The following is a 24,441-nucleotide window of genomic DNA, read 5'->3' as shown; positions in this document are numbered from 1 at the left end:
TTTTTTTGGAGACAAAATGGAACTGGAACACAAAATCGAAGATTTAATTGCAATTTTCAATCAATGTTTTGAACAGGAATACAACACTAAATTGGTTAAAGGCGGAGATGAACCGCTATATGTGCCGGCAAATGAGGATTGCCCTTACAATGTCATCTATTTTGCTCGCGGATTTTACAGTAGCGGATTACACGAGATTGCGCACTGGCTGGTTGCCGGCAAGGAGCGGCGTAAATTAGAAGATTTCGGTTATTGGTATGAACCCGATGGGAGAACAGAAGAGCAACAGCGCTTATTTGAAAAAGTAGAAGTCAAACCGCAAGCGCTTGAATGGATCCTCGCCACAGCGGCCAATTTCCGCTATTTCGCCAGCTCCGATAACCTTAACGGCCAACCGGGCGATACCCAACCTTTTAAGCTGGCGGTGTATGAACAAGTCAAAACTTATGCGACTAAAGGGCTGCCGAAACGTGCTGAAACCCTCCGTCAAGCCTTAGCTAAGTTTTATGGCACGGAAAATAAAATTGATTTAACCAAGTTTGATGTAACAAGAATTTAGGACAAGAAATAAAAGTGCGGTTAAAAAACGAAGTGAATTTTAACCGCACTTTTGCTTTTATTATTGACGAGCCAATCTTAAATTTGGTGGTAATGGCTCAAAATTTGAACGATAAGGATTGATATCTAGGCCACCTCGGCGGGTATAGCGTGCGTAAACAGTGAGTTTTTCCGGTGCGGCGAAGTGCATTAAATCGCAAAAAATACGCTCGACACATTGCTCATGGAATTCGTTATGTTTCCGGAAGGAAATGATATAACGCAATAGCTGTTCACGGTTGATTTGCTTGCCTACATAATGAATTTGCAGACTGCCCCAGTCCGGTTGTTGGGTGATAAGACAGTTAGACTTGAGTAAGTGGCTGACCAACGTTTCTTCTACAATATTGTCGTTTGTACAATCTTTCAGTAACTCCGCATTAAACGCATAATCCTCAATTTCAATATCCAACCCATCAATACAGCTGCCGGCTAATGCTACGATGGGTTGTTGAGTATAATCCGTTAAGGAATTTAATCGCACTTTCACCTCACCCTTAGCACAATCTTGCAAATCCTGCTGCAAAATTTGCTGAACCTCATTGAAATTGGCAAATTGGGTTTGATTAAAGCTATTTAAATAAAGTTTAAAGCTTTTCGATTCGATCAAATTTTCACTACGAAAATCAATGCTGACATCGGCAATCGCCACTTGTGGAACGCCTTTCTGGTTAAGCCACGAAATTTCGTATGCCGTCCAAATATCCGCACCGATGGTGAAAGGTTGAGTTGTTGTAATGTTCAGCATGTCGCGGTTTAAGTGACGTGGAACGGGTTGTAATAAAGTGCGGTCATATTTTTCCGCATATTTTGTTTGTTGACCGAGTTTAAGGGCGTTTAGGCTTTTATCTTGATAATGCATGGGATTCCTTATTGCCAGTGCCATGAGAGATTGGAAATGAGGCGGCAATGATCACATTTAAAATATAAGAAGTCAAAAAGTGGTTGCTCCAGTGTCCAAGCACGTTTGCATAATGGACAATGGGAATGTAATTCGGCTTCTCGGCTTTCGCCGCCGATTCGATACAAATAATAGTATGTGGGGATGCCGCTGTGGCGAGTAATTTCTTGAGCTAAGTGATAACCATGTTTAAACAAATGAGTTTCCGTACTGCTAATTTGTTCCAATGCTTCTTTTTCTAACACGGAACCATTCATTTGCAACTGATCGCACGCCTGCCAATTTTCTTGCCATTTGATGGTGTCCATTGCCAAGTGCGGTATGTTTTTCAGTTGTTTATACAACGGAATCGGTTGCAAAGTATCACCGCTATGTAATGGTGAGCAAGATTGCAAATAGGTCGTGTAGAGCAGTTGCCAAGAAGGTGTTTCCGACGCGGTAATGTCGGAATTGAGATCTTCCGCTACGATTTGAAAACTCTCGAAAAACACACCGCACTTTTCTGCTTCTAGAAGGGCTTGGGTGACCGGCTGATTGTTAAATTCAGCCAATAATGAGGTTTGTTCGGGACAAGTCACACGCACGGCCAAGCCTTGTTGATTTTCCTGCTCAGCAAGAAATTGCGGGATTTCACGTCCAATAATCTGTCCGTTATAACGCCATTGCTCAATCAGTTGATTGACGCAATGGGCTTGTTTTTCCAGTGAAAAATCACTTTTTTGAAGAGAAAAAAAGGCTTCGATTAAATACATAATAGATCACGTTAATATGAAAAGCCGAATTTTACACTAAATTCGTTCAACTGGCGCAAAAGCATGAAATCTTCTACAATGGCGCGTTTATTTTTATGAGGTGTTTTATGCATCAACAAACCCGATTACATTTGCAAAATTTACAGCATACTATGGAACGCTTGGCGCTGTGGCAAAGTGTTCCGCCACAAGAAGCGGCTTTTTTAAGCGAACAACCTTTTGCGTTGGATACGATGAATCCGACGGAGTGGTTGCAATGGATTTTTATTCCGCGGATGCATGCTTTGGTTGAAAGCCAAGCGCCATTGCCGCGCCAAATCGCTATTAGCCCTTATTTGGAAGAGGCTTTGAAAGAAGAGGATTATTTAGCGGAATTATTAATCCCGATCATGGAAATTGAAAAGCTGTTGCAACAACAATGTTAGAGATTTTATATCAGGATGATGTATTGGTCGCCGTAAACAAACCGGCGGGAATGTTGGTACATCGCAGTTGGCTTGATCGCCATGAAACACAATTTGTTATGCAAACCTTACGCGATCAAATCGGGCAGCTGGTTTATCCTATTCATCGATTAGATCGTCCGACATCCGGCGTTCTGCTTTTTGCCTTAAACAGTGAAATAGCTAATTTGTTATGCCAACAGTTTCAGCAAAAACAAACGGAAAAACAGTATCTAGCTGTAGTTAGAGGATATGTGACAGGGCATGGCAAAATTGATTATCCGCTAAAGATTCAGTTAGATAAAATTGCCGATAAGTTTTCTCAACAGGATAAAGCACCACAAAGTGCGGTCACTTTTTATGAAGGATTGCAGACTGTGGAAATGCCTTACGGTGTAGGGCGTTATGCCACTTCCCGTTATTCTTTGGTGCGTTTGGTACCGAAAACGGGGCGTAAGCACCAGTTACGTCGTCACATGAAGCATATTTTTCACCCGATTTTAGGGGATACACAATATGGTGATTTACATTAAAATCGTGCTTTAACGGAGCACACCGGCTGTTCCTGTTTAATGTTACACGCGGAAAAATTAACCTTTGTTCATCCGTTGACTCAACTTCCGATTACGATTCAGGCAGGATTGGATGCACAATGGCGGAATTTAATGCAAACTTTTCAGTGGTAAAAAATACGTAAAAAAACGACCGCACTTTTCGTAAAAATAAGATAAGGAAAGAAAATGTTAGATAAAGACTTATTAAACCTCACTCATGAACAGCAACAACGTGCAGTTGAGAAAATTCAAGAATTAATGGCTCAAGGCATTGGTAGCGGAGAGGCGATAGCCTTAGTGGCAAAGCAATTACGTGAACAGAATAAAAATACGCAAAATCATAAATAATCAGCTAAAAAACCGGAAAAGCTGAAGGGTTTTTGCACGTTATTTTTATGAATTTTTGTGATCTCTGTTTGATTTTCAAACTTTTTTTATTGCATGAGCGATAAATTTATTTAAAGATGGGCACCAGCAAATTAAGGTGATAGGGCAGTATGTCTTATTGAAGTAAAGGTAGTTCTAAATGGACTAAAAAACCATAAGAGGTTTAAATTATGGAAGTTGGTGTTGTTAAATGGTTTAATAATGCGAAAGGATTTGGGTTTATTTCTGTAGAAGGCAGTAATACCGACATTTTTGCACATTATTCTGTCATTGAAATGGAAGGCTATCGTTCCTTAAAAGCGGGGCAAAAAGTACAATTTGAGGTCATTCATGGCGACAAAGGTTCTCATGCCACAAAAATTATTCCGGTTGTAGAATAACTATAAAAATTTCCTTATTTAGTCATTGAAATTTAAAGACAAGCACCTTTCGGTCTTGTCTTTTTTTATTTCAGTAAATCTTTCAACCCGGCTTTCATGGCTGACATTTGGCTTTCGTACAAGGCTTTCTTTTCACGTTCATCGATCATGTAAGAAATAGTTTCCGACAACGTCATTTTCATTTTGCGGGAATATTTGGACAAACGTAGCCAAACGGCATATTCCAAATCAATGGATTTTTTCTTGGTGGATTGTTTTTCACCGTTAAAGAAACGCTTTCTTCTGGCGCGAATGGCTTGATCGAGTTTAATGACCAATTCGGGTGCCAAATGGGTTTTTATCCATTCTTCAATTTGTTGCGGATAGTTTTGGCGACTGATGAGTTGCTTTACGATGTCTTCTTGTAAACTTTTTTCGGCGTAACGGGTGATATTTTCGCCTTCACGGGCTTTTTTGGTTAAATAAACCCATTTCCAATGTGCTTCTTGATTTTCTAGCTTTTGATATTTCATTTTTATACATGATTTTAGTGACGTGGTAACTGTGTCACTATACGCTTTTTGTGACGGATTTTCTAGCAAATTTTTACTCAATACGCATAAATATGCGATAATGCCGCCAAACAACCTTTAACTTAGAGAGTAGTCGTGACTTCATCTTATAACACTTTGCCTTGGCAGGAACTTCGTCCGGAATTGAGCGTGACGGAAATATCTTCACAGCCTCAAGATTTTTTCGCATTACAACCCCGCGCAGAAAAAGCGATTCGTCATTTCATTAAAAATTCCCACCGCACTTTATTGGTGCTTAAAGCTGATGATCAGGCAGAATATGCGCCGTTATTGGAACAATTTATTCAATCTCAAAAGCCAATGCCGGATTTGTGTGGCGTGCAATACATTATTGAACAAGGAGATTCTTTTTCTTTTCCTCGTATTTCTGCAGAATTGGCGCAGTCTCATGATGACAATTTTGCTACGCAAAAAAGCGTAGGAACGGCGTTATATTTCGATCAGTTTCAGTTATTTGGCTCAGTGAAAATTCACGCCACATCACACGACATTCAGCTTAACCCCGGTTTGGTGCATCAATTAAATAGCGGTGTTTTAATTGTGACTGCCGGCGCATTATTGGCACAATTTGATTTATGGCAACGACTAAAACAAATTCTCACCACCGGCGTGTTTAACTGGTATTCCGCGCATCCGTTTAAAACCTTGCCTTGTGACATTCCAAGTTATCCGTTGCAGTTAAAAGTCATTGTCTTAGGCAATCGTACAGAATTGGCGACATTGGAAGAGTTGGAAGAAGATCTTTATCATTTGGCGGATTATGCGGAAATCGAGAGTTATTGCCGTGTTGCCAATGCGGAGCAACAGCAACAATGGATGGGTTATGTTCAGTCCGTAGCGCAACAACATCAATTGCCGATGTTGGATTTGAGCGGCTTTAATAAACTTTATCAATTATTGGTACGTGACAGTGAAAACCGCGAATTGATTAATATATCGCCGTTGACGTTAAAAAATATATTGACGGAGACGGCACTTTTAACGCAGTCCACCTCCTTAAGTGCGGTGGATTTTGAGCGTTATTTTTTACATAAAGCAGAGCAATTTGGCTTCTTGCGTGAACAAACTTACGACAGCATTTTGCAGGAACAAATTTATGTGGCGACCGAAGGTGAAATGGTTGGACAGATTAATGGTTTGTCAGTCATTGAATATCCGGGGACGCCGTTAGTTTTTGGCGAACCTTCCCGTATTAGTTGTATTGTGCAATATGGTGATGGTGAAGTCGTAGACGTGGAGCGCAAAACCGAATTGGCGGGGAATATTCACAGCAAAGGCATTTTAATTGCAGAAGCCTGTTTGGCGAATATTTTAGAATTGCCTTCTCAGTTGCCGTTTTCTGCTTCCTTGGTTTTTGAACAATCTTACGGCGAAATTGATGGTGATAGCGCTTCTTTAGCCGGCTTTTGTGTGCTAGTCAGTGCCTTGTCCGATTTACCATTGCCACAATCTATCGCCATTACCGGGGCGATCGATCAGTTTGGTTTGGTGCATTCTGTCGGAGGCATAAATGAAAAAATCGAAGGATTTTTCACAATTTGTCAGCGTCGCGGACTTACAGGTAAACAGGGCGTAATTATTCCGAGCGCAGTGGTGAATCAACTGAGTTTATCTGAGACGGTTATAAGTGCGGTTAAAAATCAGGAATTTTTTATTTATCCTGTAGAAACCGTGGATCAAGCCTGTGAAATTTTGTTACAACGTGACTTAGTGGAACAGGAAAATAAAACCTACACGATGGATACCATGCCCTTGTCACGCTTAATTAATCAACGTATTAACCAATATGCAGATCGGCAGTCACATCGATATGGTTTTTGGGATTTTCTCTTTTCCCGCAAAAGCCATTAATTCAAAATTGCCATTAAAAATTAACTGATCGGACAAGTTAGGCGTACAAGTGTTAGCTATTCTAAATGCAGGAAGGCTTTGTTAGAATCCTTTTCGCGTTTGTATTTCAACAAAACATTTACTTTTTATAGGATTTTTATAATGAACACTTGTACACCAAACATTAAAGACAGTTATTCTTACGAAGATTTATTAGCTTCCGGACGCGGAGAACTGTTTGGCAAAGAAGGCCCGCAGCTTCCTGCGCCGACCATGCTAATGATGGATCGTATTGTGAAAATGACTGAAGATGGTGGTACATTTGGTAAAGGTTACATTGAAGCCGAACTTGACATCCATCCTGATTTACCGTTTTTCGCTTGTCACTTTATCGGTGATCCCGTTATGCCGGGTTGTTTAGGTTTAGATGCTATGTGGCAATTAGTCGGCTTTTTCCTTGGTTGGGTTGGTGGCAAAGGCAAAGGTCGAGCTCTTGGCGTAGGCGAAGTGAAATTTACCGGGCAAATCCTGCCGACCGCCAAGAAAGTGATTTATCGCATTAACATGAAACGCGTCATCAACCGCAAATTAGTGATGGGCATGGCGGACGGCGAAGTGGAAGTGGACGGTCGTGTCATTTATACTGCAACGGATTTGAAAGTCGGTTTATTCCAAGATACGTCAAGTTTCTAATTCACGTTTCCAAAAACACTGAAATTTTTGACCGCCCTTTTCTACCAATGAAAGTGCGGTTTGTTTTTTCGGTGTTTTTATCTTCATAATGAACTGGTTATTTTTTTTGCAATCATCAACACAATCAAATAAAAAACTTGTTTTAGCCTGAAAAGCTAGCTATCATTAGCGCACTTTTCACTGCGACCGTAGCTCAGTTGGTTAGAGCACCACCTTGACATGGTGGGGGTCACTGGTTCGAGTCCAGCCGGTCGCACCATCTTTTCTTTCCTTATAATTTCTTCATATTTAGTTATATTTTTTATTTCTCCAAACCCGTCGCAGTTTTTCTGATCTTTTGCTAGAATCAGCGGGAAAAACACCTTTCTTATAACCTTGTTTTTCATCGTCTTTATTTTGTCTCTGATTGGAAATAACAATGAAAAATCAATCTTTTCTACAACAATTCTTTAAATTAAAAGAAAAAGGAACCTCCTCCAAAACGGAAATTATTGCCGGAATCACCACTTTTTTTACTATGGTGTATATCGTTTTCGTGAACCCATCCGTGTTGGGTGATGCAGGCATGGATAAACAAGTTGTGTTCGTGACTACGTGTTTAATTGCAGGCTTCGGTACGATTGCCATGGGGTTATTTAGTAACTTGCCTATCGCATTGGCACCGGCAATGGGCTTGAATGCGTTTTTTGCGTATGTGGTTGTCGGTAAACTTGGTTATTCTTGGCAAGTGGGCATGGGTACCATTTTTTGGAGCTCTGTCGGCTTGTTGCTATTGACTATTTTCCAAATCCGTTATTGGCTGATGGCGTCTATTCCGCTCAGTTTACGGGTAGGTATCGGCGCGGGGATTGGTTTCTTTATCGCCTTAATTGGTTTCAAAAATATGGGTTTGGTTGTTGCAAATCCTGCAACCTTAGTTGCTTTAGGCGATCTACACAGTCCGCAAGTGTTATTAGGTATCCTTGGCTTCTTTATTATCGTGGTGTTGGCCGCACGCAATATTTATTCCGGCGTGTTAATTTCTATTGCAGCAGTCACCGCACTTGCATCGTATTTTGACGAAAGCGTGATGTTCCATGGCATCGTTTCCATGCCACCGGCATTAACTCAAGTGGTTGGCCAAGTGGATATCGCCGGTGCCTTGGATACGGCACTTATTGGTATCATCTTCTCTTTCTTATTAGTGAACTTATTTGACTCTTCAGGAACTTTATTGGGCGTGACGGACAAAGCCGGTTTCAGCGATGAAAAAGGGCGTTTTCCGAAAATGAAACAAGCCTTATATGTAGATAGTGCCAGCGCCGTAGTTGGTTCTTATATCGGTACCTCTGCAATCAGTACTTATATTGAAAGTGGTGCCGGTGTTTCTGTCGGCGGACGTACGGGAATGACTGCGGTTGTTGTCGGATTATTGTTTTTACTAACCATTTTCTTCTCGCCATTGGCCGGTATGGTGCCGGCTTATGCGACAGCAGGTGCGTTAGTTTATGTGGGTATTTTAATGGCATCCAGTTTGATTAAAGTGACGTGGGAGGACTTAACCGAAGCTACCCCGGCCTTTATTACTTCAGCTATGATGCCATTTACATACTCCATCACGGAAGGGATCGCCTTCGGTTTCATCAGCTATTGTGTGATGAAAGTGGGAACAGGACGTTGGCATGAAGTTAACGCGCCGGTTTGGGTGGTTTCCGTATTGTTCTTGATTAAATTTATATGGATAGGTTAATCATTATGCAAAAAATTCTTTTTATCTTAAATGAATCGCCGTATGGCAGTGAAAAAAGCTTCAATGCCTTACGTTTTGCCGTCAATTTGCAGGAAGAGCATGGCAAAGAAGTGGGCATTAAAGTATTCTGTTTCTCCGATTCAGTTTTAAGCGGTCTCGTTGGTCAAAATCCAAATGAAGGTTCTAATGTGCAACAAGTTATGGAGATTTTGATTGCACAAGGCGCTGAAGTCAAACTTTGCACTAGTTGTACAAAAGCCCGCGGCTTGTCTGAGGCCAAACTTATTGACGGCGTTACCCGTGGCACATTGGATGATGTGTCTAACTGGACGTTATGGGCCGATAAAGTTATCAACTTTTAATTGAGCATCATCGGGCGGAGACTTTCCGCCCTTGTTTTATCTTTTTTCATTCATCGATCACCATGCAACAACTCAATCCTATTTCTACGCCACTTAATGCCATCAGCCTTATTGAAGCTTCCGCCGGTACGGGAAAAACCTATACCATGGGTTCGCTTTATTTGCGTTTATTGTTACAGGCGGGGGAAAATGCTTTTCCTTATGCGTTAAATGTAGAACAAATTCTCGTCGTGACGTTTACCGAGATGGCGACAGAAGAGTTGAAAAAGAAAATCCGTGAACGAATTTATGATGCAAAACAGAAATTTATCATTTATCACCAAACACAGGATTTATGTGCATTTGAACAAGATGATTTTTTACGTGGATTAGCCGAAACAATCACTGATCTGCCTCTTGCCATCCAACGGCTGACTTTGGCGGAACAGAATATGGATTTGGCGGCGATTTATACCATTCACGGATTTTGTCGCCGAATGCTCGTGCAATATGCCTTCAATTCGGGGATTCATTTCAATTTGGAACTGAGCGGCGAAGAAGACGAATTGTTGTTACATTTAGCACAAAATGTGTGGCGCACACATTTTTATTCGCAACCTTATACCGTTGTGGAATTTATTCAACAAAACCTCACTTCACCATCCAATGTGATTTCTCGAATTAAAAAATTTGCCGGTACGGAATTAAAACTTCCGAAAAATCTACCGCACTTTTTTGATGGTTCTTTATCCGAATTTCTCCCCAAACTTGCCGATTATTCACAACAGTTAACAACACGAATAATGGAACTGAAAGGAAAATGGTTAGAAAAAGAAGCGGAAATCGTGGAGTTGATTGAAACGGAAGTCAACACCAAATATAAAAACACGAAAGAACAAAAATTAAACCGACGTAGCTTCACTTCAGCAACTCGCCCGAAATGGCTTGCCGCCATGAAACAATGGGCGGAAAAAGAGACCGCAGATTTCCCCGATTGTTTTTATCGTTTTGGGCAGCAGGCAATGAACGAACAAGCAGGGGAAGCGTGTGAACAACCTTTGACCCATGCCGTGTTTAGTCAAATTGATAAATTATTACAAGTGTTCCAACAGAGCGAATGTTTGGCACAAGCGCTGTGGTTTCATTATTTAAATGCCCTTAATACGCAATTAGTGGAATACAAACTCAATCACAGCGAAAAGAGTTTTAACGATTTGTTGCGCCTGTTAAAAGAGGCGTTGTATCACCCGCAAAATACCGAATTCGCCCGTCTGATTAGGTATCAATTCCCATTTGCCATGATTGATGAATTTCAAGATACGGACGCGGTGCAATATCAGATTTTCTCAAAAATTTACGTAGAACAATCGCAGCCCGATTTCCAGCCAGATAAAGGTTTTATCATGATTGGCGATCCGAAACAGGCGATTTATAAATTCCGTGGTGCAGACATTTTTACTTATTTCCAAGCCGCCCGCCAAGCCGAACATTGTTTCAATTTAGATAAAAACTACCGTTCTGAACAAAATGTTGTGGCTTGCGTCAATCATTTATTTGATTTCAGCGAAAATTCCCCATTTTTATATCAAGATATTCAATTTTTACCGGTAAAAGCGCGAGAAGATCATCCGCAATTTTGGTTAAACGGAAAGGCTGAGCCTGCCGTGCGTTTTTATCTAGATGAATCTTCTGTAAAAGAAAATATGGCGAAAAACTGTGCCATTTCTATTCAACATTGGCTGCAAAGTGCGGTGGAAAATCAGGCTGTTTTTAGCACTGATGGTCAGACAGTAGAAAAAGTGCTGAAACCGGAAAGCATTGCTGTCTTGGTGCGTAGCCGCAAAGAAGCGGAATTGATTAAAAATGAGTTGCGCCAACTTGGCATTGCCTCAGTGTATTTGTCGGAAGACAGCAACGTGTTTGACAGTCATGTAGCGAAAGATTTGCTACTTATCCTCACAGCCTGCCTGAATCCGTTTAGTGAACGCCATATTTTAAATGCCGTGGCAACGGAAATTTTTGCGCAAACATCTGCCGATATTCAACGTATCAGATTGAATGAAACGCTTTGGGAACACTGGGTGGAGAAATTTATTCAGTATCAAAAAACGTGGCAAAAACAAGGGGTGTTGGTGATGTTACACCGTTTGTTTTTACAAGAAAAAATCACGGAAAAATGGTACCTAACGGCAGATGGCAAACGCATAGTCACAGATTTATTACATTTGGCGGAACTGTTGCAGGAAGCGGCAACATTAAATGAAAGTGAAGCGGCGTTGTTGCGTTGGTTTGAAAAACAAATTCAGGGTGAAGATCGGCAAAAAGAGCAACAAGTGCGGTTGGAAAGCGAGTTGCAATTGGTCAAGATCGTGACCATTCATAAATCCAAAGGTTTGGAATACGATTTGGTTTGGTTGCCGTTTATCGGTTATGCCTCTTCATTTAAACCGAATCAACTTTCCACTTATTTTGATGAAGAACAGCAACAGGTGCTGTGGGATTTTGATAAATCACATATCGACTTGGTACAAAAAGAAGATTTTGCCGAACAATTACGTTTGCTTTATGTCGCGTTAACTCGAGCCAAATATCAGTTGGTCATTGGCGTGCCTCAAACCTTTGAGAAAAAATGGAGTAGTTTGCTTTATGTGTTGACGCAGGGGGATATTCAAACGGAAAGCAAGCCGAATGCGTATGAAAGTCTGCCGTTGTTGGATAAATTGGTGGCAAAAGCGCCGGCAAATAGTATTGTGATTACCGATACGAAGACATTAACACCATTACCGTTGCGGCAACAGGCCGAAATTCAAACCACCTTGCAGGCTGCCAAATTTAGCGGACATATTGAACAAAACTGGGCGGTTACCAGTTTCAGCGCCATTGAAAACATTCATCAAAATAAAAAATATTATAAAGCGCAACAGGTAGCGGAAAGTGCGGTCATTTTTGAGCGTGTTTTTGATGTCGGTAAGGATTACGATTTTAATGAACAACCGACAGAAACGCTGCCGGAAACCGCAAGCTGTGAATCCGCCTATCCTTTCGGCTATTCACCGTTTGATTTTCCGCATGGCATTAAAATCGGTACGGCATTGCACCGCTTTTTAGAAAAATACGATTTTAGCCAACCGTTGAATGAAGAAAAAGTCCAAAAACTTTGCCACTGGTTACAGTTAGAGGAAACTTGGCTGCCGTCGTTACAACAATGGATGAACGCTATTTTACATACGCCGTTAAGTGCAGAGGAACCGACTTTAAAATTAGCGAATTTATCCCGTCGGCACTGTGTGAAAGAAATGCAATTTTATTTGAAATTGAATCAATTATTTGATGTTTCGGTATTCAATCGTGCGTTGCAACAATACCATCACCTGCCTTCCGAGTCGCTACAATTTGATGCTATCCGAGGAATGTTACGGGGTTTTATGGATTTGGTGTTTTATCATAATGGCCAATATTATTTGCTGGATTACAAATCCAATTTCCTTGGTGTAGAGCCGCAAAACTACGTTGGCAAAAGCCTTGAGCAAGCCATGCTGACGAACCACTACGACTGGCAATATCTGTTTTATACATTGGCACTGCACCGTTATTTACAACAACGTGACGCAAATTATGCCTACGAAACCCATTTCGGCGGTGTGTTTTATTGCTTCTTACGTGGCATGAACGGCGAAAATCAAAACGGCGTGTTTTTTGATAAACCGGATTACGCGTTGATTCAGGCTTTGGAGAATTTGTTCTAATGTTAGCTTTATTATCCCAACTCAAAGAAAAGGGCATTATCAACGCCGCCGACTATTATTTCGCTGAATTTATTCACCGCAAACAACAGCCATTTCAATATACGCCGTCGATTCAAAATTTGGCGGTGCTTATGGCGGCGTTGTGTAATTTCAGTTATCGGCAGGGCAATACTTGTATTTTGCTGAATCACGCCACGGAGCAGGATTTGTTCGGTTTGCAGGATTATTTTAACGAACGCGTTTATTTAACGGACATTCAGCAAAAAATTGATTATTTACCCATTGAGCAATGGCAGGCAGCATTGCTGGCGGCGCAACATATCGCTTTCACCGCCGCGCCGTTGCAACAGATCGCGCCGTTGGTATTGCAGTTTGACCGCTTGTATTTTTATCGCATCTGGCAGGATGAATTCCGTATCGCCGATTACTTTAAAAGTGCGATCTGTTTTCAACACGTTTTTTCAGCCGAACAGATGGCGCAAATCGCTCCGATTTTGAACCGCTATTTTCATGAAGAACAGGGTATCGACTGGCAAAAAATCGCGGCGGTGATGGCGTTGCGTCAACGATTTTGCCTTATTACCGGCGGGCCAGGCACGGGCAAAACCACTACCGTCACCAAACTGTTATTGACCTTGCAGGAGCTTCACCAAAACGGCTTGCGCATTAAACTTGTCGCCCCGACAGGGAAAGCGGCGGCACGGCTTACGGAATCCATTGTGGACGCGGTAGATCGCCTGAAACAGACTTTTTCCACGGAAAAACACGAGCGAGAAATCATCGAAAATCTGCGCATTCCCATGAATGCGGAAACCATTCATCGCTTGCTCGGCGTGCGTTTTTTCAGTGAGGAAACCCGCTATCATGCCGACAATCCTTTGCCGGTGGATGTGTTGGTGGTGGACGAAGCGTCCATGATCGATTTAACTTTGATGGCAAAACTGCTTAATGCGCTCAAACCGGAAACCAAATTGATTTTATTGGGTGATAAAGACCAGCTGGCTTCTGTAGAAGCCGGGGCGATTTTAGGCGAATTAGGACGTTTCGTGAATGCGTCGGCGCCGACGTATAGCCCCGCAATGACGCAATATTTACAGGCGACCACGGGCATTTCTCTTGCTGCGTCGGAACATGGTAATCCTATCAGCGACAGCATTTGTTATTTGCAGGTCAGCCGCCGTTTCGGGGCAAATCCGGAAGTGGGTGCGTTGGCGGCTGCGGTGAATTCAGGCAACGCGGCGGAAAGCTGGCAGTTATTGCAGCAATATCAGCAACATCAAGCAAAAAAATGCGGCGTATATTTAACGGATTTTGCTCGTTATTTGACCAACAAAGAAGATAGTCAGCAACATAAAACCTGTGTGAAGCTCATCGTGGAACGTGCGGCAGAGGAATATCGTCGTTATTTGCAGTTGATTTCACAAGAAGGGCAGATGGATGAAGAAAAAGTGCGGTCGATTTTCGCGGCGTTTAACGGCATTCGTTTTTTAACAGCGTTGCGTGTGGGCGAATTCGGCGTGGAGCAATTAAATCTCGCCATCGCAGAAAAATTACGCCAAAAACGCCTGTTGCAATTTCATCAGGAACGGGAATGGTACATCGGCAAACCGATTATGGTGACGCAAAATGATAGCAATGTGGGCTTGTATAACGGTGACATCGGCATGTATTTGGGAAACGGACGGGTATGGTTCGAGCAGGGACAAAACAGTTATAAAACTGTGCTGGCAAGTCGTGTGCCGAATCATGAAACCGCATTCGTAATGACGGTACACAAATCACAAGGTTCGGAATTTCCGCATACTTTCCTGATTTTGCCGCTGGAAAACAGCCCCGTGTTATCCAAAGAACTAGTTTACACCGGCGTTACCCGCACCAAAGATTTTTTAACGGTGTTCGCGCTGCAAAGCGTATGGGAAAGTGCGGTGAAAAATCCGGTGCAACGGCAAAGCGGATTGGGTCAATTACTGGAAATCTAAAAAGGAGAAACTATGACAAAATGGGATGAGCGTTATCAAACGGAAGACTATATTTTTGGTACGGAACCTAATGAATTTATCGCCAGAATTCAATCTTATCTGCCCACTTCCGGGCGAGCATTGGATCTGGCTACCGGAGAAGGGCGTAATGGTGTCTTTTTAGCTTTGCATGGATTGGAAACGGAAGGGGTTGATATGTCTAAAGTGGGTTTGCTCAAAGCGCAAGCGTTGGCGCGTAAGCAAAATGTTTCGTTTACTACAAGATTGGCCAATATTGCAGAGATGGATATGCCGACAGCATATTATGCCGTAATTACTTCCGTTTTTTGTCATTTTATGGAACCGCAAAGAACGCAAGTGATGCAACGTATTGTGAATGCATTGCAACCGGGTGGGTTATTTGCCGGCGTGTTTTATCATCCGGACCAAATTCATTATGGCACTGGTGGACCCGGTCAGGTTGAAATGTTGGGTACATTGGCACAGATGCAGCAGGCGTTAGCAGGCTTGGAATGGCTTATTGCAGAGCATAGCGTGCGTGAGATGAATGAAGGAAATCGCCATATCGGCACCAGTTCGGTAATTTGTCTGTTGGGACGTAAGCCTTAAGTATTTTTGGCATTATGGTGAATGAAAAGAGAAAAAGTGCGGTTAAAATTTATCATGTTTTCCGGATAAACCGTTAGCTTTTCATTGAAACTTTTTGTATAATCGCGCGACCCTGTGAATGCTGCGGATTCCCACCGCGCATTATTTTGTCGAGATCGCACTCGAAGGGGTGAAGATTAAGATAACTGGTTGTGCTTTTTTAAGCACTGGGTATTAATATTATTATATTGGTAATTAATTAATGAAAACTTTTGTAGCAAAACCAGAAACGGTTCAACGCGACTGGTATGTAGTAGATGCGACAGGTAAAACTTTAGGTCGTTTGGCGACTGAATTAGCGCGTCGTCTTCGTGGTAAACATAAAGCTGAATATACTCCGCACGTTGATACAGGTGATTACATCATCGTGATTAACGCGGACAAAGTTGCTGTAACCGGTAACAAAGAAAGCGATAAAATTTACTACTGGCACACAGGCTATGTAGGTGGTATCAAACAAGCGACTTTCAAAGAAATGATCGCGCGCCGTCCTGAAGCAGTGATTGAAATTGCGGTTAAAGGTATGTTGCCGAAAGGTCCATTAGGCCGTGCAATGTTCCGCAAATTAAAAGTGTATGCGGGTGCTGAACACCAACACGCTGCACAACAACCACAAGTATTAGACATTTAATCACGAGGTTTTAGGATATGGCAGAGAATCAAAACTACGGCACAGGTCGCCGCAAAAGCTCTTCAGCTCGTGTATTTATCAAACCGGGCAATGGTAAGATCACCATCAACCAACGTGAATTAGACGTATATTTCGGTCGCGAGACTTCTCGTATGATCGTACGTCAGCCATTAGAATTGGTTGAATTAACTGATAAATTAGACCTATACATCACTGTTAAAGGTGGTGGTATTTCCGGTCAAGCGGGTGCAATCCGTCATGGTATTACCCGTGCATTGATGGAATACGATGAAACCCTACGTCCTGCACTTCGTGCAGCCGGCTTCGTTACTCGTGACGCACGTCGCGTTGAACGTAAAAAAGTGGGTTTACACAAAGCACGTCGTCGTCCACAATACTCCAAACGTTAATTTTTATACGTTTTTCCAAAAAAGCAGAGAGCAATCTCTGCTTTTTTTATGTGTGAAATTCAGCAAAAGTGCGGTGGGTTTTTAGAATGTTTTTGAGATCCGCCAAGCCTTGTTATAATGCACGCCGTTTTAAGTAAAATCAGGGCAGAACATGAAAATTGCATTAGGTGTGGAATACGACGGAAAAGATTATTTCGGTTGGCAGAAACAAGAGAAAGTTGCCAGCGTACAGGCTGAACTGGAACGGGCGATTTCCACCGTTGCCAATGAGGAAATCGGTATTTTCTGTGCAGGTCGTACGGATTCCGGCGTACATGCCACAGGGCAGGTGATCCATTTTGAAACAACAGCCAATCGTCCTGAGAAGGCCTGGAGTTTCGGTGTCAACGCCAATTTGCCTGATGATATTGCTGTGCGGTGGGCGAAAGTAGTCGATGATGATTTTCATGCCCGTTTTAGCGCCACCGCCCGCCGTTATCGTTACATTTTATATTGCAACAAACTGCGTTCAGCCATTTTGCCGCAGGGCGTAACTCATTGCCATTTGGAACTCGATCATCAATTAATGCACCAGGCGGGGCAGGCGTTGCTCGGTGAAAATGATTTCAGTTCTTTCCGTGCCGCGCAATGCCAATCCAACACGCCGTGGCGTAATGTGCACCATTTAAACGTCAGTCGCCAAGGGCAATATATCATCGCGGATATTCAAGCTAACGCTTTTGTACATCACATGGTGCGTAACATTGTGGGGAGCTTGATTGAGGTAGGTTGCGGCAATCAATCGGTGGAATGGTTAGCTTGGTTGTTGGCTCAGAAAGATCGTACTCTCGCCGCACCAACGGCTAAACCGGAGGGGTTGTACTTAGTGAATGTGCTTTATCCCGACCGATTTGCATTGCCGAAAATGCCGTTGGGACCGTTGTTTCTAGCAGATTAAGCATAATAATACTAAGAAAATAACCGCACTTTAATTTGCTCCTCACGGTTAAATAGCAGATCAAAGTGCGGTCATTTTTTAGCTAAATTTTCTTGCCTTTTCCACAAAGTGAGAAATTTTCTTATTTACCTCGATCGGGTTATAATCCAAACAGTATTTTCTGATTGGAGGCTATTATGGCGAAACAAAAAATCGATCCACAATATGTTGATCAACTTATTCAATACATTGGTGGACGGGAAAATATTTCCACCGTCACCCATTGTATTACCCGTCTACGCTTTGTTTTAAACGACGAAAGCAAAATTGATACCGCAGGCATTGAATCCTTGCCAATGGTAAAAGCTAATTTCTCCACCGGTGGGCAGTATCAGGTGGTGATTGGTCAGGAAGTGGGGGATTATTACAAAATCCTGCTGGAGAAAACCGGTTTGGCGAGCGTGGATAAAGAACAAGTGAAAGCCGCAGCACGCAAAAACCAGAAATGGTATGAAAGCCTGATTTCCCACTTGGCAGATATTTTTATTCCGTTACTACCGGCGTTGATCAGCGGAGGTTTGATTCTCGGTTTCCGTAACGTCATCGGTGACATTGCCATGTTTGATGGCAAAACCCTGACTCAAGTCAGTCCGTTCTGGGCAAGTATGCACTCCTTCTTATGGCTTATCGGTGAAGCGATTTTCTTCTTCCTGCCGGTGGGCATTTGTTGGTCTATCGCACGGAAAATGGGGACTTCACCGATTCTCGGGATCGTGCTTGGTGTAACATTGGTTTCCCCTCAACTAATGAACTCTTACGCCCTCGGTACGCAAACACCGGAAACCTGGGATTTCGGTTTATTTATGATTGAAAAAGTGGGTTATCAAGCACAAGTGATTCCGGCCATTATGGCAGGTTTGGCGTTATCTTATATTGAACGCTTCCTCAACAAAGTTGTGCCGGATTTCTTGAATTTAATTATCGTCCCCGTAACGTCTATAATTTTGGCTGTGATTTTAGCCCATTCCATCATCGGCCCTATCGGACGGGAAATCGGTAACGGCGTTGCCTTTGTGGTAAAACACGCGATGACCGGTAGCTTTGCGCCAATTGGTGCGGCATTATTCGGTTTTTTATATGCGCCGTTAGTGGTAACGGGTGTTCACCAAACCTCTCTTGCCATTGATATGCAAATGATTCAAAGCATTGGCGGCACACCGGTTTGGCCGTTAATTGCGTTATCCAATATTGCACAGGCCTCCGCGGTACTCGCTATCATTTATGTGAACAAAACCGCACAATCCCGTGAAGTAGCAATTCCTGCCGCTTTATCTGCTTATTTAGGTGTTACCGAACCGGCAATGTACGGTATCAACTTAAAATACCGTTTCCCAATGTTGTGCGCAATGACAGGTTCCGCCTGTGCGGCATTAGTGTGCGGTTTTGCCGGCGTGTTGGCGAATAGTATCGGTGTAGGCGGTTTGCCGGGCATCTTATCTATTCAACAACAATTCTGGGGCACTTTTACCGTTGCCATGGCTGTTGCTATCGCTGTGCCTTTTCTTCTCACCACGATCATTTATAAACGTAAAGAAAAAGCGGGAACTTTAGCTTAATTCTATGAGTTAACCTCCCAAAGTGCGGTCGTTTTTTACGGTAAATTCTGACCGCACTTTTAACTTTTTTGCTAGCACGCATCAGCAGACGCGTTCCATCCAGATTCAAATTAAGAAATGAAAAGGACACAACATGAACAACTCCCAATGGTGGAAAAACGGCGTTATCTACCAAATCTATCCGAAATCCTTCCAAGACACCACAGGCAGCGGAACAGGCGATATTCAAGGCATTATCAAGCGCTTGGATTATTTACAAACCTTAGGCATTGACGCTATTTGGATTACGCCTATGTATGTATCGCCACAAATTGATAACGGCTATGACATTGCCGATTACCGCAATATTGATCCAAGTTACGGCACTATGGCTGATTTTGAACAGCTGGTCGCCGAAGCTCATAAACGCAATATTCGCATTGTAATGGACATGGTGTTTAACCACAGTTCCACTTTTCACGAATGGTTTCAAAAAGGCGAAGATCCATCCTCCGAATATCATGATTACTACATTTGGTGCGAACAACCCACCAACTGGAAATCTAAATTCGGTGGTTCTGCGTGGAAATGGTCGGACAAAGCACAGCAATATTATTTGCATCTATTTGCAACCGAACAGGCGGATTTAAACTGGGAGAATCCGAAAGTGCGGTCGGAATTGTTTGCGATTTGCAAATTTTGGGCGGAAAAGGGCATTGACGGTCTGCGTTTAGATGTAGTGAATTTAATTTCCAAACCGGAGGTATTTGAAAACGATTATGAGGGCGACGGTCGCCGTTTCTATACTGATGGGCCCAAAATTCACGAATATTTACAAATACTTAACCAAAACGCCTTAACGCCTTACGGCTTGATGTCAGTGGGCGAAATGTCTTCTACACAATTAGAACATTGTCAGCAGTATGCCAATTTAGACGGCACCGAACTTTCCATGACCTTCAATTTTCATCACCTGAAAGTGGATTATCCGAACGGCGAAAAATGGACCTACGCAAAACCCGATTATGTAGCACTGAAATCTATTTTCAATTATTGGCAGCAGGGAATGCATGGACGTGCTTGGAATGCGCTGTTCTGGTGTAATCACGATCAACCGCGCATTGTTTCCCGTTTTGGGGACGAAGGCGAATTGCATCAAACCTCAGCGAAAATGCTCGCTATGTTGCTGCACGGAATGCAAGGTACGCCATATATTTATCAAGGCGAAGAAATCGGCATGACCAATCCGAATTTTACCTCTATTAAAGACTATCGCGATGTGGAAAGCCTAAACGCTTACCAAGAATTGAAAGATAAACACTTGTCTGAGACAGAAATTCTGAAAATTTTGGCACAAAAATCCCGTGATAACGCTCGCACGCCGGTTCAGTGGGACGCTTCCGAAAATGCCGGTTTCTCCGACGGCAAGCCATGGATTAACGTGGCGCAAAATTATCATGAAATTAACGCAGAACAGGCTCTACAAGATAAAAAATCTGTGTTCTACACTTACCAACGGTTAATTAAATTACGCAAAGAATTGCCGGTGTTCACTGATGGCGACTATCGTGATTTATTGCCGGAACATCCTTGGGTTTGGGCATATCAACGCCATGCCGATGGCAAAACATTGACTGTGCTTGCCAATTTAAGCGATGAATTGCAATCAATTACATTAAATGTGAAAGGCGAAGAGTTAATGAATAATTATGTAGATTTGGAACGCAATACCGAAGAAATCGCCTTACAGCCCTACCAAGGTGTTTATTTATTATCCTAAAAATGGTGTTTGTTTTTTGTAAATAAGATTGTTTATTGGCTTTCTCTTAATGTGGTTATTGAAAAGCTAATATTTAAAAAAATTATATCATTATGTGACCGTACTTTGATTTTAACGTAAAAAGTGCGGTCGTTTTTTTGAGTGTTTCTTGCAATACATTACTTAGTTTTCAGCGTAGAATAAAACAGTTGCAATAAAAGTGAGGTTAGCATGGCAAAACAAAATTTAATCCGACAATTATTTGATTATGTCTTAACCCAATATGGCACTAAGCCGGAATATCTTTGGAAAAATCACCCTAACTATGGTGTATTGCGTCATGCCGATAATCGAAAATGGTATGCCATTGTGATGAATGTCGAAAAATCATCGTTGGGGCTAAGTGGTGCAGGGAAATTGCCTGTGATGAACGTGAAATGCACTCCTGAAATGTTGAGTTTATTTCTGCCGCAAACAGGCTTCCTACCGGCGTATCACATGAACAAAAATCATTGGTTGACGGTGTTGTTGGATGGCTCTGTGGAGAAAGATACCGTGCTGTTTTTATTGAACGCCAGCTTTGATCTCACAGCCACCCGACAAGTGAAGAAGCAACTTGGGATCTCCCGTTATACAGAATGGATCGTGCCGGCCAACCCGAAATATTATGATGTGGAGAAGGACTTGCGCGAAGGCGGTGAGATACATTGGAAGCAGAGCAACAATATTGCCGCGGATGACATTGTGTATATGTACGTCACTGAACCTACGGGTGCTATTCGCTATAAATGTTTGGTATTAGAGGTAAACATTCCGTATCACAAAAAACGAACGGATGATTTACAGGTGAAAAGAGTTATGAAAATTCGTTGTCTGAAAGAATACGATAAGACCCTAATCCTCCGCGCTAAAATGGCACAATTCGGTGTCACTGCTGTACGCGGACCACGGCATATGCCGTATGCATTAAAACAGGAAATTGCGATGCTAAGCGGGGAGTCCTGTGAAAAGTAAAAATACCTCCAAAACAAACCGCACTTTGATTTTATCAACCAAAGTGCGGTCATTTTTTATAGCGTTTTTACGCTGCGTGTTTTGGTTGTTTGAACACCGTGACTTCAGGGGCTTGGCCGACGAATTTTTCTACTTGCACGATACACGTATTCGGTGAGTTACCTTGCGCCAGTTTTGAGGTGCCTTCGTCGCGGGTAAGCACGTTCGGACAGCCGTTTTTGCACAATGGTTTTTCACTTTCGCCTAAATCCATCGGGTCATACCATGCGCCTTCGTGTAAGGCGACGGTGCCTTTGATGATATTTTCCGTGACAACTGCGCCTGCAAGCACTTGTCCGCGTTTGCTGTGAATGCGCACGATGTCACCGTCTTTAATACCACGTGGTGCGGCATCTTCTGGGTGAATCATCACCGGTTCACGATCATTGACTGCATATTTTTGGCGTAATGAGGTATGCGCCAATTGGCTATGCAAACGGTAGTACGGGTGTGGCGTCACCAAGGCGAGCGGGTATTCTTGGGTAACGTTGCCGGCAAACTCTTCCGGCTCCATCCAAGTTGGATGCCCTTTGCAGTCGTCGTAATCCATTTTGGCAATCACATCGGAATAAATTTCGATTTTACCGGATGGTGTGCCGAGCGGATTAAGCAACGGATCTTCACGGAATTCACCATAGCGTACCCATTTTTTCGCCGCTTCATTTGCTTCAAAATTTAGCGGTTTGTTTTCTGCCCAGAATTTATCAAAACGTGGCATCGCAACGCGGTTTGTGCGTGCGGCAGTAAAGGCGGCGTTGTAGAATTCCTCCAGCCATTCCATTTCGGTTTTGCCTTCGGTGTATTGTTCTTCCACGCCGGCACGTTTAGCGAGTTCAACGAAAATATCGTAGTCATTTTTGGCTTCAAATTGCGGCGGGACCACTTGTTTCATCGGGTAAATGCTCATCATGGAATAGTCGCCTGCCATGGTTAAGTCATTGCGTTCGTAACTGGTGGTTGCCGGCAACACAATATCCGCCATGCGCGCAGTCGGCGTCCAGTTCACTTCGTTCACAATCACCACTTCCGGTTGTTGGAAGGCTTTCACTAAAGTATTGGTGTCTTGGTGGTGAACAAATGGGTTACCGCCCGCCCAATATACGGCTTTGATGTCCGGATACGTGATTTCGGTGCCGTTATATTGAATGGTTTTGCCCGGATTGAGCAACACATCGGCAATACGAGCCAATGGGAAAGCCGATTTGGAGGTGTCATCCAACCAGGTTTTTGCACCGGCTTTGCCTGATGGACTTGCTGTGATGGAACCGATGATGCCGCCAGTGGCTGTCGGTACACCGCCGTTTGAATAATGGTAGCTCAAGCCGAAACCGCCGCCCGGTAAGCCGATTTGTCCTAACATGGAAGCGAGTGTGACCAACATCCAGTGGCTTTGTTCGCCGTGGCGTTGACGTTGCATTCCCCAGCCGCCCATTAACATGGTGCGTTTACTTGAGAAATCTTTTGCCAGTTGTTTGATTTTATCGGCGGGTATGCCACAGATTTTTGCCGCCCATTCTGCATCTTTCGGTTGGTGGTCGGTTTTGCCTAAGAGGTAATCCTCAAACTTGCTATAACCGGTGGTGTATTTTTTCAGGAAGTCTTTGTCGTGTTTATTTTCGCTCACTAAGGTGTGCGCAATACCAAGCATTAACGGCACATCCGTTGCCGTGTTAATCGGCAACCATTCGGCATTCAACATTTGGCAGGTTTCACTTTTTTGTGGATCGATACAAATAATGCGTTTGCCGCTGGCTTGGAATTTTTTGAAATACTCAATCCCTTTTTGATCGGTGGACATCCATGCAATACGCATGGTAGTGAGTGGGTTGGCTGACCAAAGCACGATAATATCGCTATTTTCCAACACCGATTCCCAGCTGGTTTGTTGTTCATAGACTTCAATCGTACCCAACACGTGCGGCATAATCACTTGCGCCGCGCCGGTGGAGTAGTCGCCTTTATGCCCTACGAAACCGCCGGTGGCGTTCATATAACGTTGTAACAACGTACGGGAAGCGTGCAATGAACCGCAACTAAACCAACCGTAAGAACCGGCAAAAATGCTTGTCGCGCCATGCTCTTCACGCACCCGTTTGAGTTGATTGTGCACTAAATCCAAGGCGTCATCCCAAGAAACGCGCACCCATTCATCGCGCCCACGCATGGTGGTGTCGCTTTTGCCCGGGTTGGTAAGAAATCCTTTGCGCACCATCGGATATTTCACGCGGGTTTCGCTATAAAGTTGATCGGGTACAACGCTTTGCAATTCATTGGGTACGGCAGGTTCAATCGCCGGGCCGGATTTTACCGCTTTACCGTTTTCCAATACCACACCAATCGGCCCCCAGTGAGCCGCAGTGACAACGGTTGTCATTTTGGTTTCTACTGCATTCGCATTTGAGGAAACCATAGAGCCGACTACACCACCGGACAGTGATGCGCCCGCAACACCCGCAGACGTTTTTTTCAAAAAATCGCGGCGTTGTTGATTAATCATTGTGTTTTTCATTTAAACCTCGTCTTGT

At 43.1% G+C, this 24,441-nt stretch carries 21 protein-coding genes, 1 tRNA gene and 1 pseudogene; 19 read left to right on the top strand and 4 right to left on the bottom strand.

Features of this window, described 5'->3' with window-relative positions:
* Positions 1 to 22: 22 nt before the first annotated feature.
* Positions 23 to 559 (top strand): elongation factor P hydroxylase, encoded by a 537-nt coding sequence (locus tag EL144_RS08335; protein WP_032994901.1) that lies wholly within the window; start codon positions 23 to 25, stop codon positions 557 to 559.
* A 60-nt stretch (positions 560 to 619) separates the two neighbouring features.
* Here the strand turns inward: EL144_RS08335 and queF are convergent, their stop codons facing one another.
* Positions 620 to 1,459: an NADPH-dependent 7-cyano-7-deazaguanine reductase QueF gene (queF, locus tag EL144_RS08330; protein WP_005703267.1), complete on the bottom strand. Its 840-nt coding sequence runs from the start codon at positions 1,457 to 1,459 to the stop codon at positions 620 to 622.
* Between the two features lie 8 nt (positions 1,460 to 1,467).
* Positions 1,468 to 2,250, bottom strand: a complete 783-nt coding sequence (locus EL144_RS08325) for a Zn-ribbon-containing protein (RefSeq protein ID WP_005703266.1) — start codon at positions 2,248 to 2,250, stop codon at positions 1,468 to 1,470.
* Positions 2,251 to 2,357: 107 nt separating this feature from the next.
* On the opposite strand from EL144_RS08325, the gene EL144_RS08320 reads away from it, so the two are divergent.
* From EL144_RS08320 to cspD, 4 genes and pseudogenes are all read left to right on the top strand, one after another.
* Positions 2,358 to 2,675: a YqcC family protein gene (locus tag EL144_RS08320; protein ID WP_005703265.1), complete on the top strand. Its 318-nt coding sequence runs from the start codon at positions 2,358 to 2,360 to the stop codon at positions 2,673 to 2,675.
* A pseudogene (gene truC, locus EL144_RS08315) lies at positions 2,669 to 3,379 on the top strand (tRNA pseudouridine(65) synthase TruC). The gene EL144_RS08320 and the pseudogene truC overlap by 7 nt, the downstream one beginning before the upstream one ends.
* A gap of 54 nt (positions 3,380 to 3,433) precedes the next feature.
* Positions 3,434 to 3,595, top strand: coding sequence for a YoaH family protein (locus EL144_RS11595; RefSeq protein WP_005703262.1), 162 nt, complete (start codon positions 3,434 to 3,436; stop codon positions 3,593 to 3,595).
* 209 nt (positions 3,596 to 3,804) lie between these two features.
* Positions 3,805 to 4,014 carry a cold shock domain-containing protein CspD gene (gene cspD, locus EL144_RS08305; protein ID WP_005700573.1) on the top strand — a complete coding sequence of 70 codons (210 nt, stop codon included), beginning with the start codon at positions 3,805 to 3,807 and terminating at the stop codon, positions 4,012 to 4,014.
* A 65-nt stretch (positions 4,015 to 4,079) separates the two neighbouring features.
* On the opposite strand, the gene matP is transcribed toward cspD, so the two are convergent.
* Positions 4,080 to 4,526 (bottom strand): macrodomain Ter protein MatP, encoded by a 447-nt coding sequence (matP, locus tag EL144_RS08300; RefSeq protein WP_032994850.1) that lies wholly within the window; start codon positions 4,524 to 4,526, stop codon positions 4,080 to 4,082.
* A gap of 135 nt (positions 4,527 to 4,661) precedes the next feature.
* Here matP and EL144_RS08295 point away from each other — a divergent pair, with 135 nt between their 5' ends.
* From EL144_RS08295 to EL144_RS08230, 14 genes are all read left to right on the top strand, one after another.
* On the top strand, positions 4,662 to 6,437 hold the full coding sequence (locus EL144_RS08295) for an AAA family ATPase (RefSeq protein ID WP_005703260.1): 1,776 nt from the start codon (positions 4,662 to 4,664) through the stop codon (positions 6,435 to 6,437).
* 141 nt (positions 6,438 to 6,578) lie between these two features.
* Entirely contained in the window at positions 6,579 to 7,109 is a 531-nt protein-coding gene (gene fabA, locus EL144_RS08290; protein WP_005703258.1) for a bifunctional 3-hydroxydecanoyl-ACP dehydratase/trans-2-decenoyl-ACP isomerase, read from the top strand.
* 182 nt (positions 7,110 to 7,291) lie between these two features.
* Positions 7,292 to 7,368, top strand: a tRNA-Val gene (locus EL144_RS08285).
* 159 nt (positions 7,369 to 7,527) lie between these two features.
* On the top strand, positions 7,528 to 8,838 hold the full coding sequence (locus EL144_RS08280; protein WP_005703257.1) for an NCS2 family permease: 1,311 nt from the start codon (positions 7,528 to 7,530) through the stop codon (positions 8,836 to 8,838).
* A gap of 5 nt (positions 8,839 to 8,843) precedes the next feature.
* Positions 8,844 to 9,200, top strand: coding sequence for a DsrE/DsrF/TusD sulfur relay family protein (locus EL144_RS08275; protein ID WP_005703256.1), 357 nt, complete (start codon positions 8,844 to 8,846; stop codon positions 9,198 to 9,200).
* A 62-nt stretch (positions 9,201 to 9,262) separates the two neighbouring features.
* Positions 9,263 to 12,925 (top strand): exodeoxyribonuclease V subunit beta, encoded by a 3,663-nt coding sequence (gene recB, locus EL144_RS08270; protein WP_005703255.1) that lies wholly within the window; start codon positions 9,263 to 9,265, stop codon positions 12,923 to 12,925.
* Entirely contained in the window at positions 12,925 to 14,904 is a 1,980-nt protein-coding gene (gene recD / locus EL144_RS08265) for an exodeoxyribonuclease V subunit alpha (protein ID WP_005703254.1), read from the top strand. The genes recB and recD overlap by 1 nt, the downstream gene beginning before the upstream one ends.
* Positions 14,905 to 14,916: 12 nt before the next feature.
* Entirely contained in the window at positions 14,917 to 15,513 is a 597-nt protein-coding gene (locus EL144_RS08260; RefSeq protein WP_005551622.1) for a class I SAM-dependent methyltransferase, read from the top strand.
* A 241-nt stretch (positions 15,514 to 15,754) separates the two neighbouring features.
* Entirely contained in the window at positions 15,755 to 16,183 is a 429-nt protein-coding gene (gene rplM / locus EL144_RS08255; protein ID WP_005700564.1) for a 50S ribosomal protein L13, read from the top strand.
* 17 nt (positions 16,184 to 16,200) lie between these two features.
* Positions 16,201 to 16,593 carry a 30S ribosomal protein S9 gene (rpsI, locus tag EL144_RS08250; protein ID WP_005700563.1) on the top strand — a complete coding sequence of 131 codons (393 nt, stop codon included), beginning with the start codon at positions 16,201 to 16,203 and terminating at the stop codon, positions 16,591 to 16,593.
* A gap of 151 nt (positions 16,594 to 16,744) precedes the next feature.
* Positions 16,745 to 17,530, top strand: coding sequence for a tRNA pseudouridine(38-40) synthase TruA (gene truA / locus EL144_RS08245; protein ID WP_005703252.1), 786 nt, complete (start codon positions 16,745 to 16,747; stop codon positions 17,528 to 17,530).
* A 176-nt stretch (positions 17,531 to 17,706) separates the two neighbouring features.
* Positions 17,707 to 19,125 (top strand): PTS trehalose transporter subunit IIBC, encoded by a 1,419-nt coding sequence (gene treB / locus EL144_RS08240; RefSeq protein WP_005703251.1) that lies wholly within the window; start codon positions 17,707 to 17,709, stop codon positions 19,123 to 19,125.
* 133 nt (positions 19,126 to 19,258) lie between these two features.
* Positions 19,259 to 20,884 carry an alpha,alpha-phosphotrehalase gene (treC, locus tag EL144_RS08235; RefSeq protein WP_005703249.1) on the top strand — a complete coding sequence of 542 codons (1,626 nt, stop codon included), beginning with the start codon at positions 19,259 to 19,261 and terminating at the stop codon, positions 20,882 to 20,884.
* A gap of 210 nt (positions 20,885 to 21,094) precedes the next feature.
* Entirely contained in the window at positions 21,095 to 21,877 is a 783-nt protein-coding gene (locus EL144_RS08230; RefSeq protein WP_005703248.1) for an MmcQ/YjbR family DNA-binding protein, read from the top strand.
* A gap of 67 nt (positions 21,878 to 21,944) precedes the next feature.
* Here EL144_RS08230 and torA read toward each other — a convergent pair whose 3' ends face one another.
* Positions 21,945 to 24,425, bottom strand: coding sequence for a trimethylamine-N-oxide reductase TorA (gene torA / locus EL144_RS08225; protein ID WP_005703247.1), 2,481 nt, complete (start codon positions 24,423 to 24,425; stop codon positions 21,945 to 21,947).
* Between the last annotated feature and the right edge of the window lie 16 nt (positions 24,426 to 24,441).

The organism is Aggregatibacter aphrophilus ATCC 33389, assembly GCF_900636915.1.
GTDB lineage: Bacteria > Pseudomonadota > Gammaproteobacteria > Enterobacterales > Pasteurellaceae > Aggregatibacter > Aggregatibacter aphrophilus.
The sequence above is the reverse complement of the archived record's forward strand: the minus strand, read 5'-3'. Positions and strand labels throughout refer to the sequence as shown.

Excerpts from the sequence above, each read along its gene's own strand:
- EL144_RS08325 (WP_005703266.1), bottom strand. The coding sequence starts at position 2,250 with ATGTATTTAATCGAAGCCTTTTTTTCTCTTCAAAAAAGTGATTTTTCA.
- truA (WP_005703252.1), top strand. The coding sequence starts at position 16,745 with ATGAAAATTGCATTAGGTGTGGAATACGACGGAAAAGATTATTTCGGT.
- fabA (WP_005703258.1), top strand. The coding sequence starts at position 6,579 with ATGAACACTTGTACACCAAACATTAAAGACAGTTATTCTTACGAAGAT.
- rplM (WP_005700564.1), top strand. The coding sequence starts at position 15,755 with ATGAAAACTTTTGTAGCAAAACCAGAAACGGTTCAACGCGACTGGTAT.
- EL144_RS11595 (WP_005703262.1), top strand. The coding sequence starts at position 3,434 with ATGTTAGATAAAGACTTATTAAACCTCACTCATGAACAGCAACAACGT.
- EL144_RS08280 (WP_005703257.1), top strand. The coding sequence starts at position 7,528 with ATGAAAAATCAATCTTTTCTACAACAATTCTTTAAATTAAAAGAAAAA.
- EL144_RS08260 (WP_005551622.1), top strand. The coding sequence starts at position 14,917 with ATGACAAAATGGGATGAGCGTTATCAAACGGAAGACTATATTTTTGGT.
- EL144_RS08320 (WP_005703265.1), top strand. The coding sequence starts at position 2,358 with ATGCATCAACAAACCCGATTACATTTGCAAAATTTACAGCATACTATG.
- cspD (WP_005700573.1), top strand. The coding sequence starts at position 3,805 with ATGGAAGTTGGTGTTGTTAAATGGTTTAATAATGCGAAAGGATTTGGG.
- EL144_RS08230 (WP_005703248.1), top strand. The coding sequence starts at position 21,095 with ATGGCAAAACAAAATTTAATCCGACAATTATTTGATTATGTCTTAACC.
- recB (WP_005703255.1), top strand. The coding sequence starts at position 9,263 with ATGCAACAACTCAATCCTATTTCTACGCCACTTAATGCCATCAGCCTT.
- matP (WP_032994850.1), bottom strand. The coding sequence starts at position 4,526 with ATGAAATATCAAAAGCTAGAAAATCAAGAAGCACATTGGAAATGGGTT.
- recD (WP_005703254.1), top strand. The coding sequence starts at position 12,925 with ATGTTAGCTTTATTATCCCAACTCAAAGAAAAGGGCATTATCAACGCC.
- queF (WP_005703267.1), bottom strand. The coding sequence starts at position 1,459 with ATGCATTATCAAGATAAAAGCCTAAACGCCCTTAAACTCGGTCAACAA.
- torA (WP_005703247.1), bottom strand. The coding sequence starts at position 24,425 with ATGAAAAACACAATGATTAATCAACAACGCCGCGATTTTTTGAAAAAA.
- rpsI (WP_005700563.1), top strand. The coding sequence starts at position 16,201 with ATGGCAGAGAATCAAAACTACGGCACAGGTCGCCGCAAAAGCTCTTCA.
- treB (WP_005703251.1), top strand. The coding sequence starts at position 17,707 with ATGGCGAAACAAAAAATCGATCCACAATATGTTGATCAACTTATTCAA.
- EL144_RS08275 (WP_005703256.1), top strand. The coding sequence starts at position 8,844 with ATGCAAAAAATTCTTTTTATCTTAAATGAATCGCCGTATGGCAGTGAA.
- treC (WP_005703249.1), top strand. The coding sequence starts at position 19,259 with ATGAACAACTCCCAATGGTGGAAAAACGGCGTTATCTACCAAATCTAT.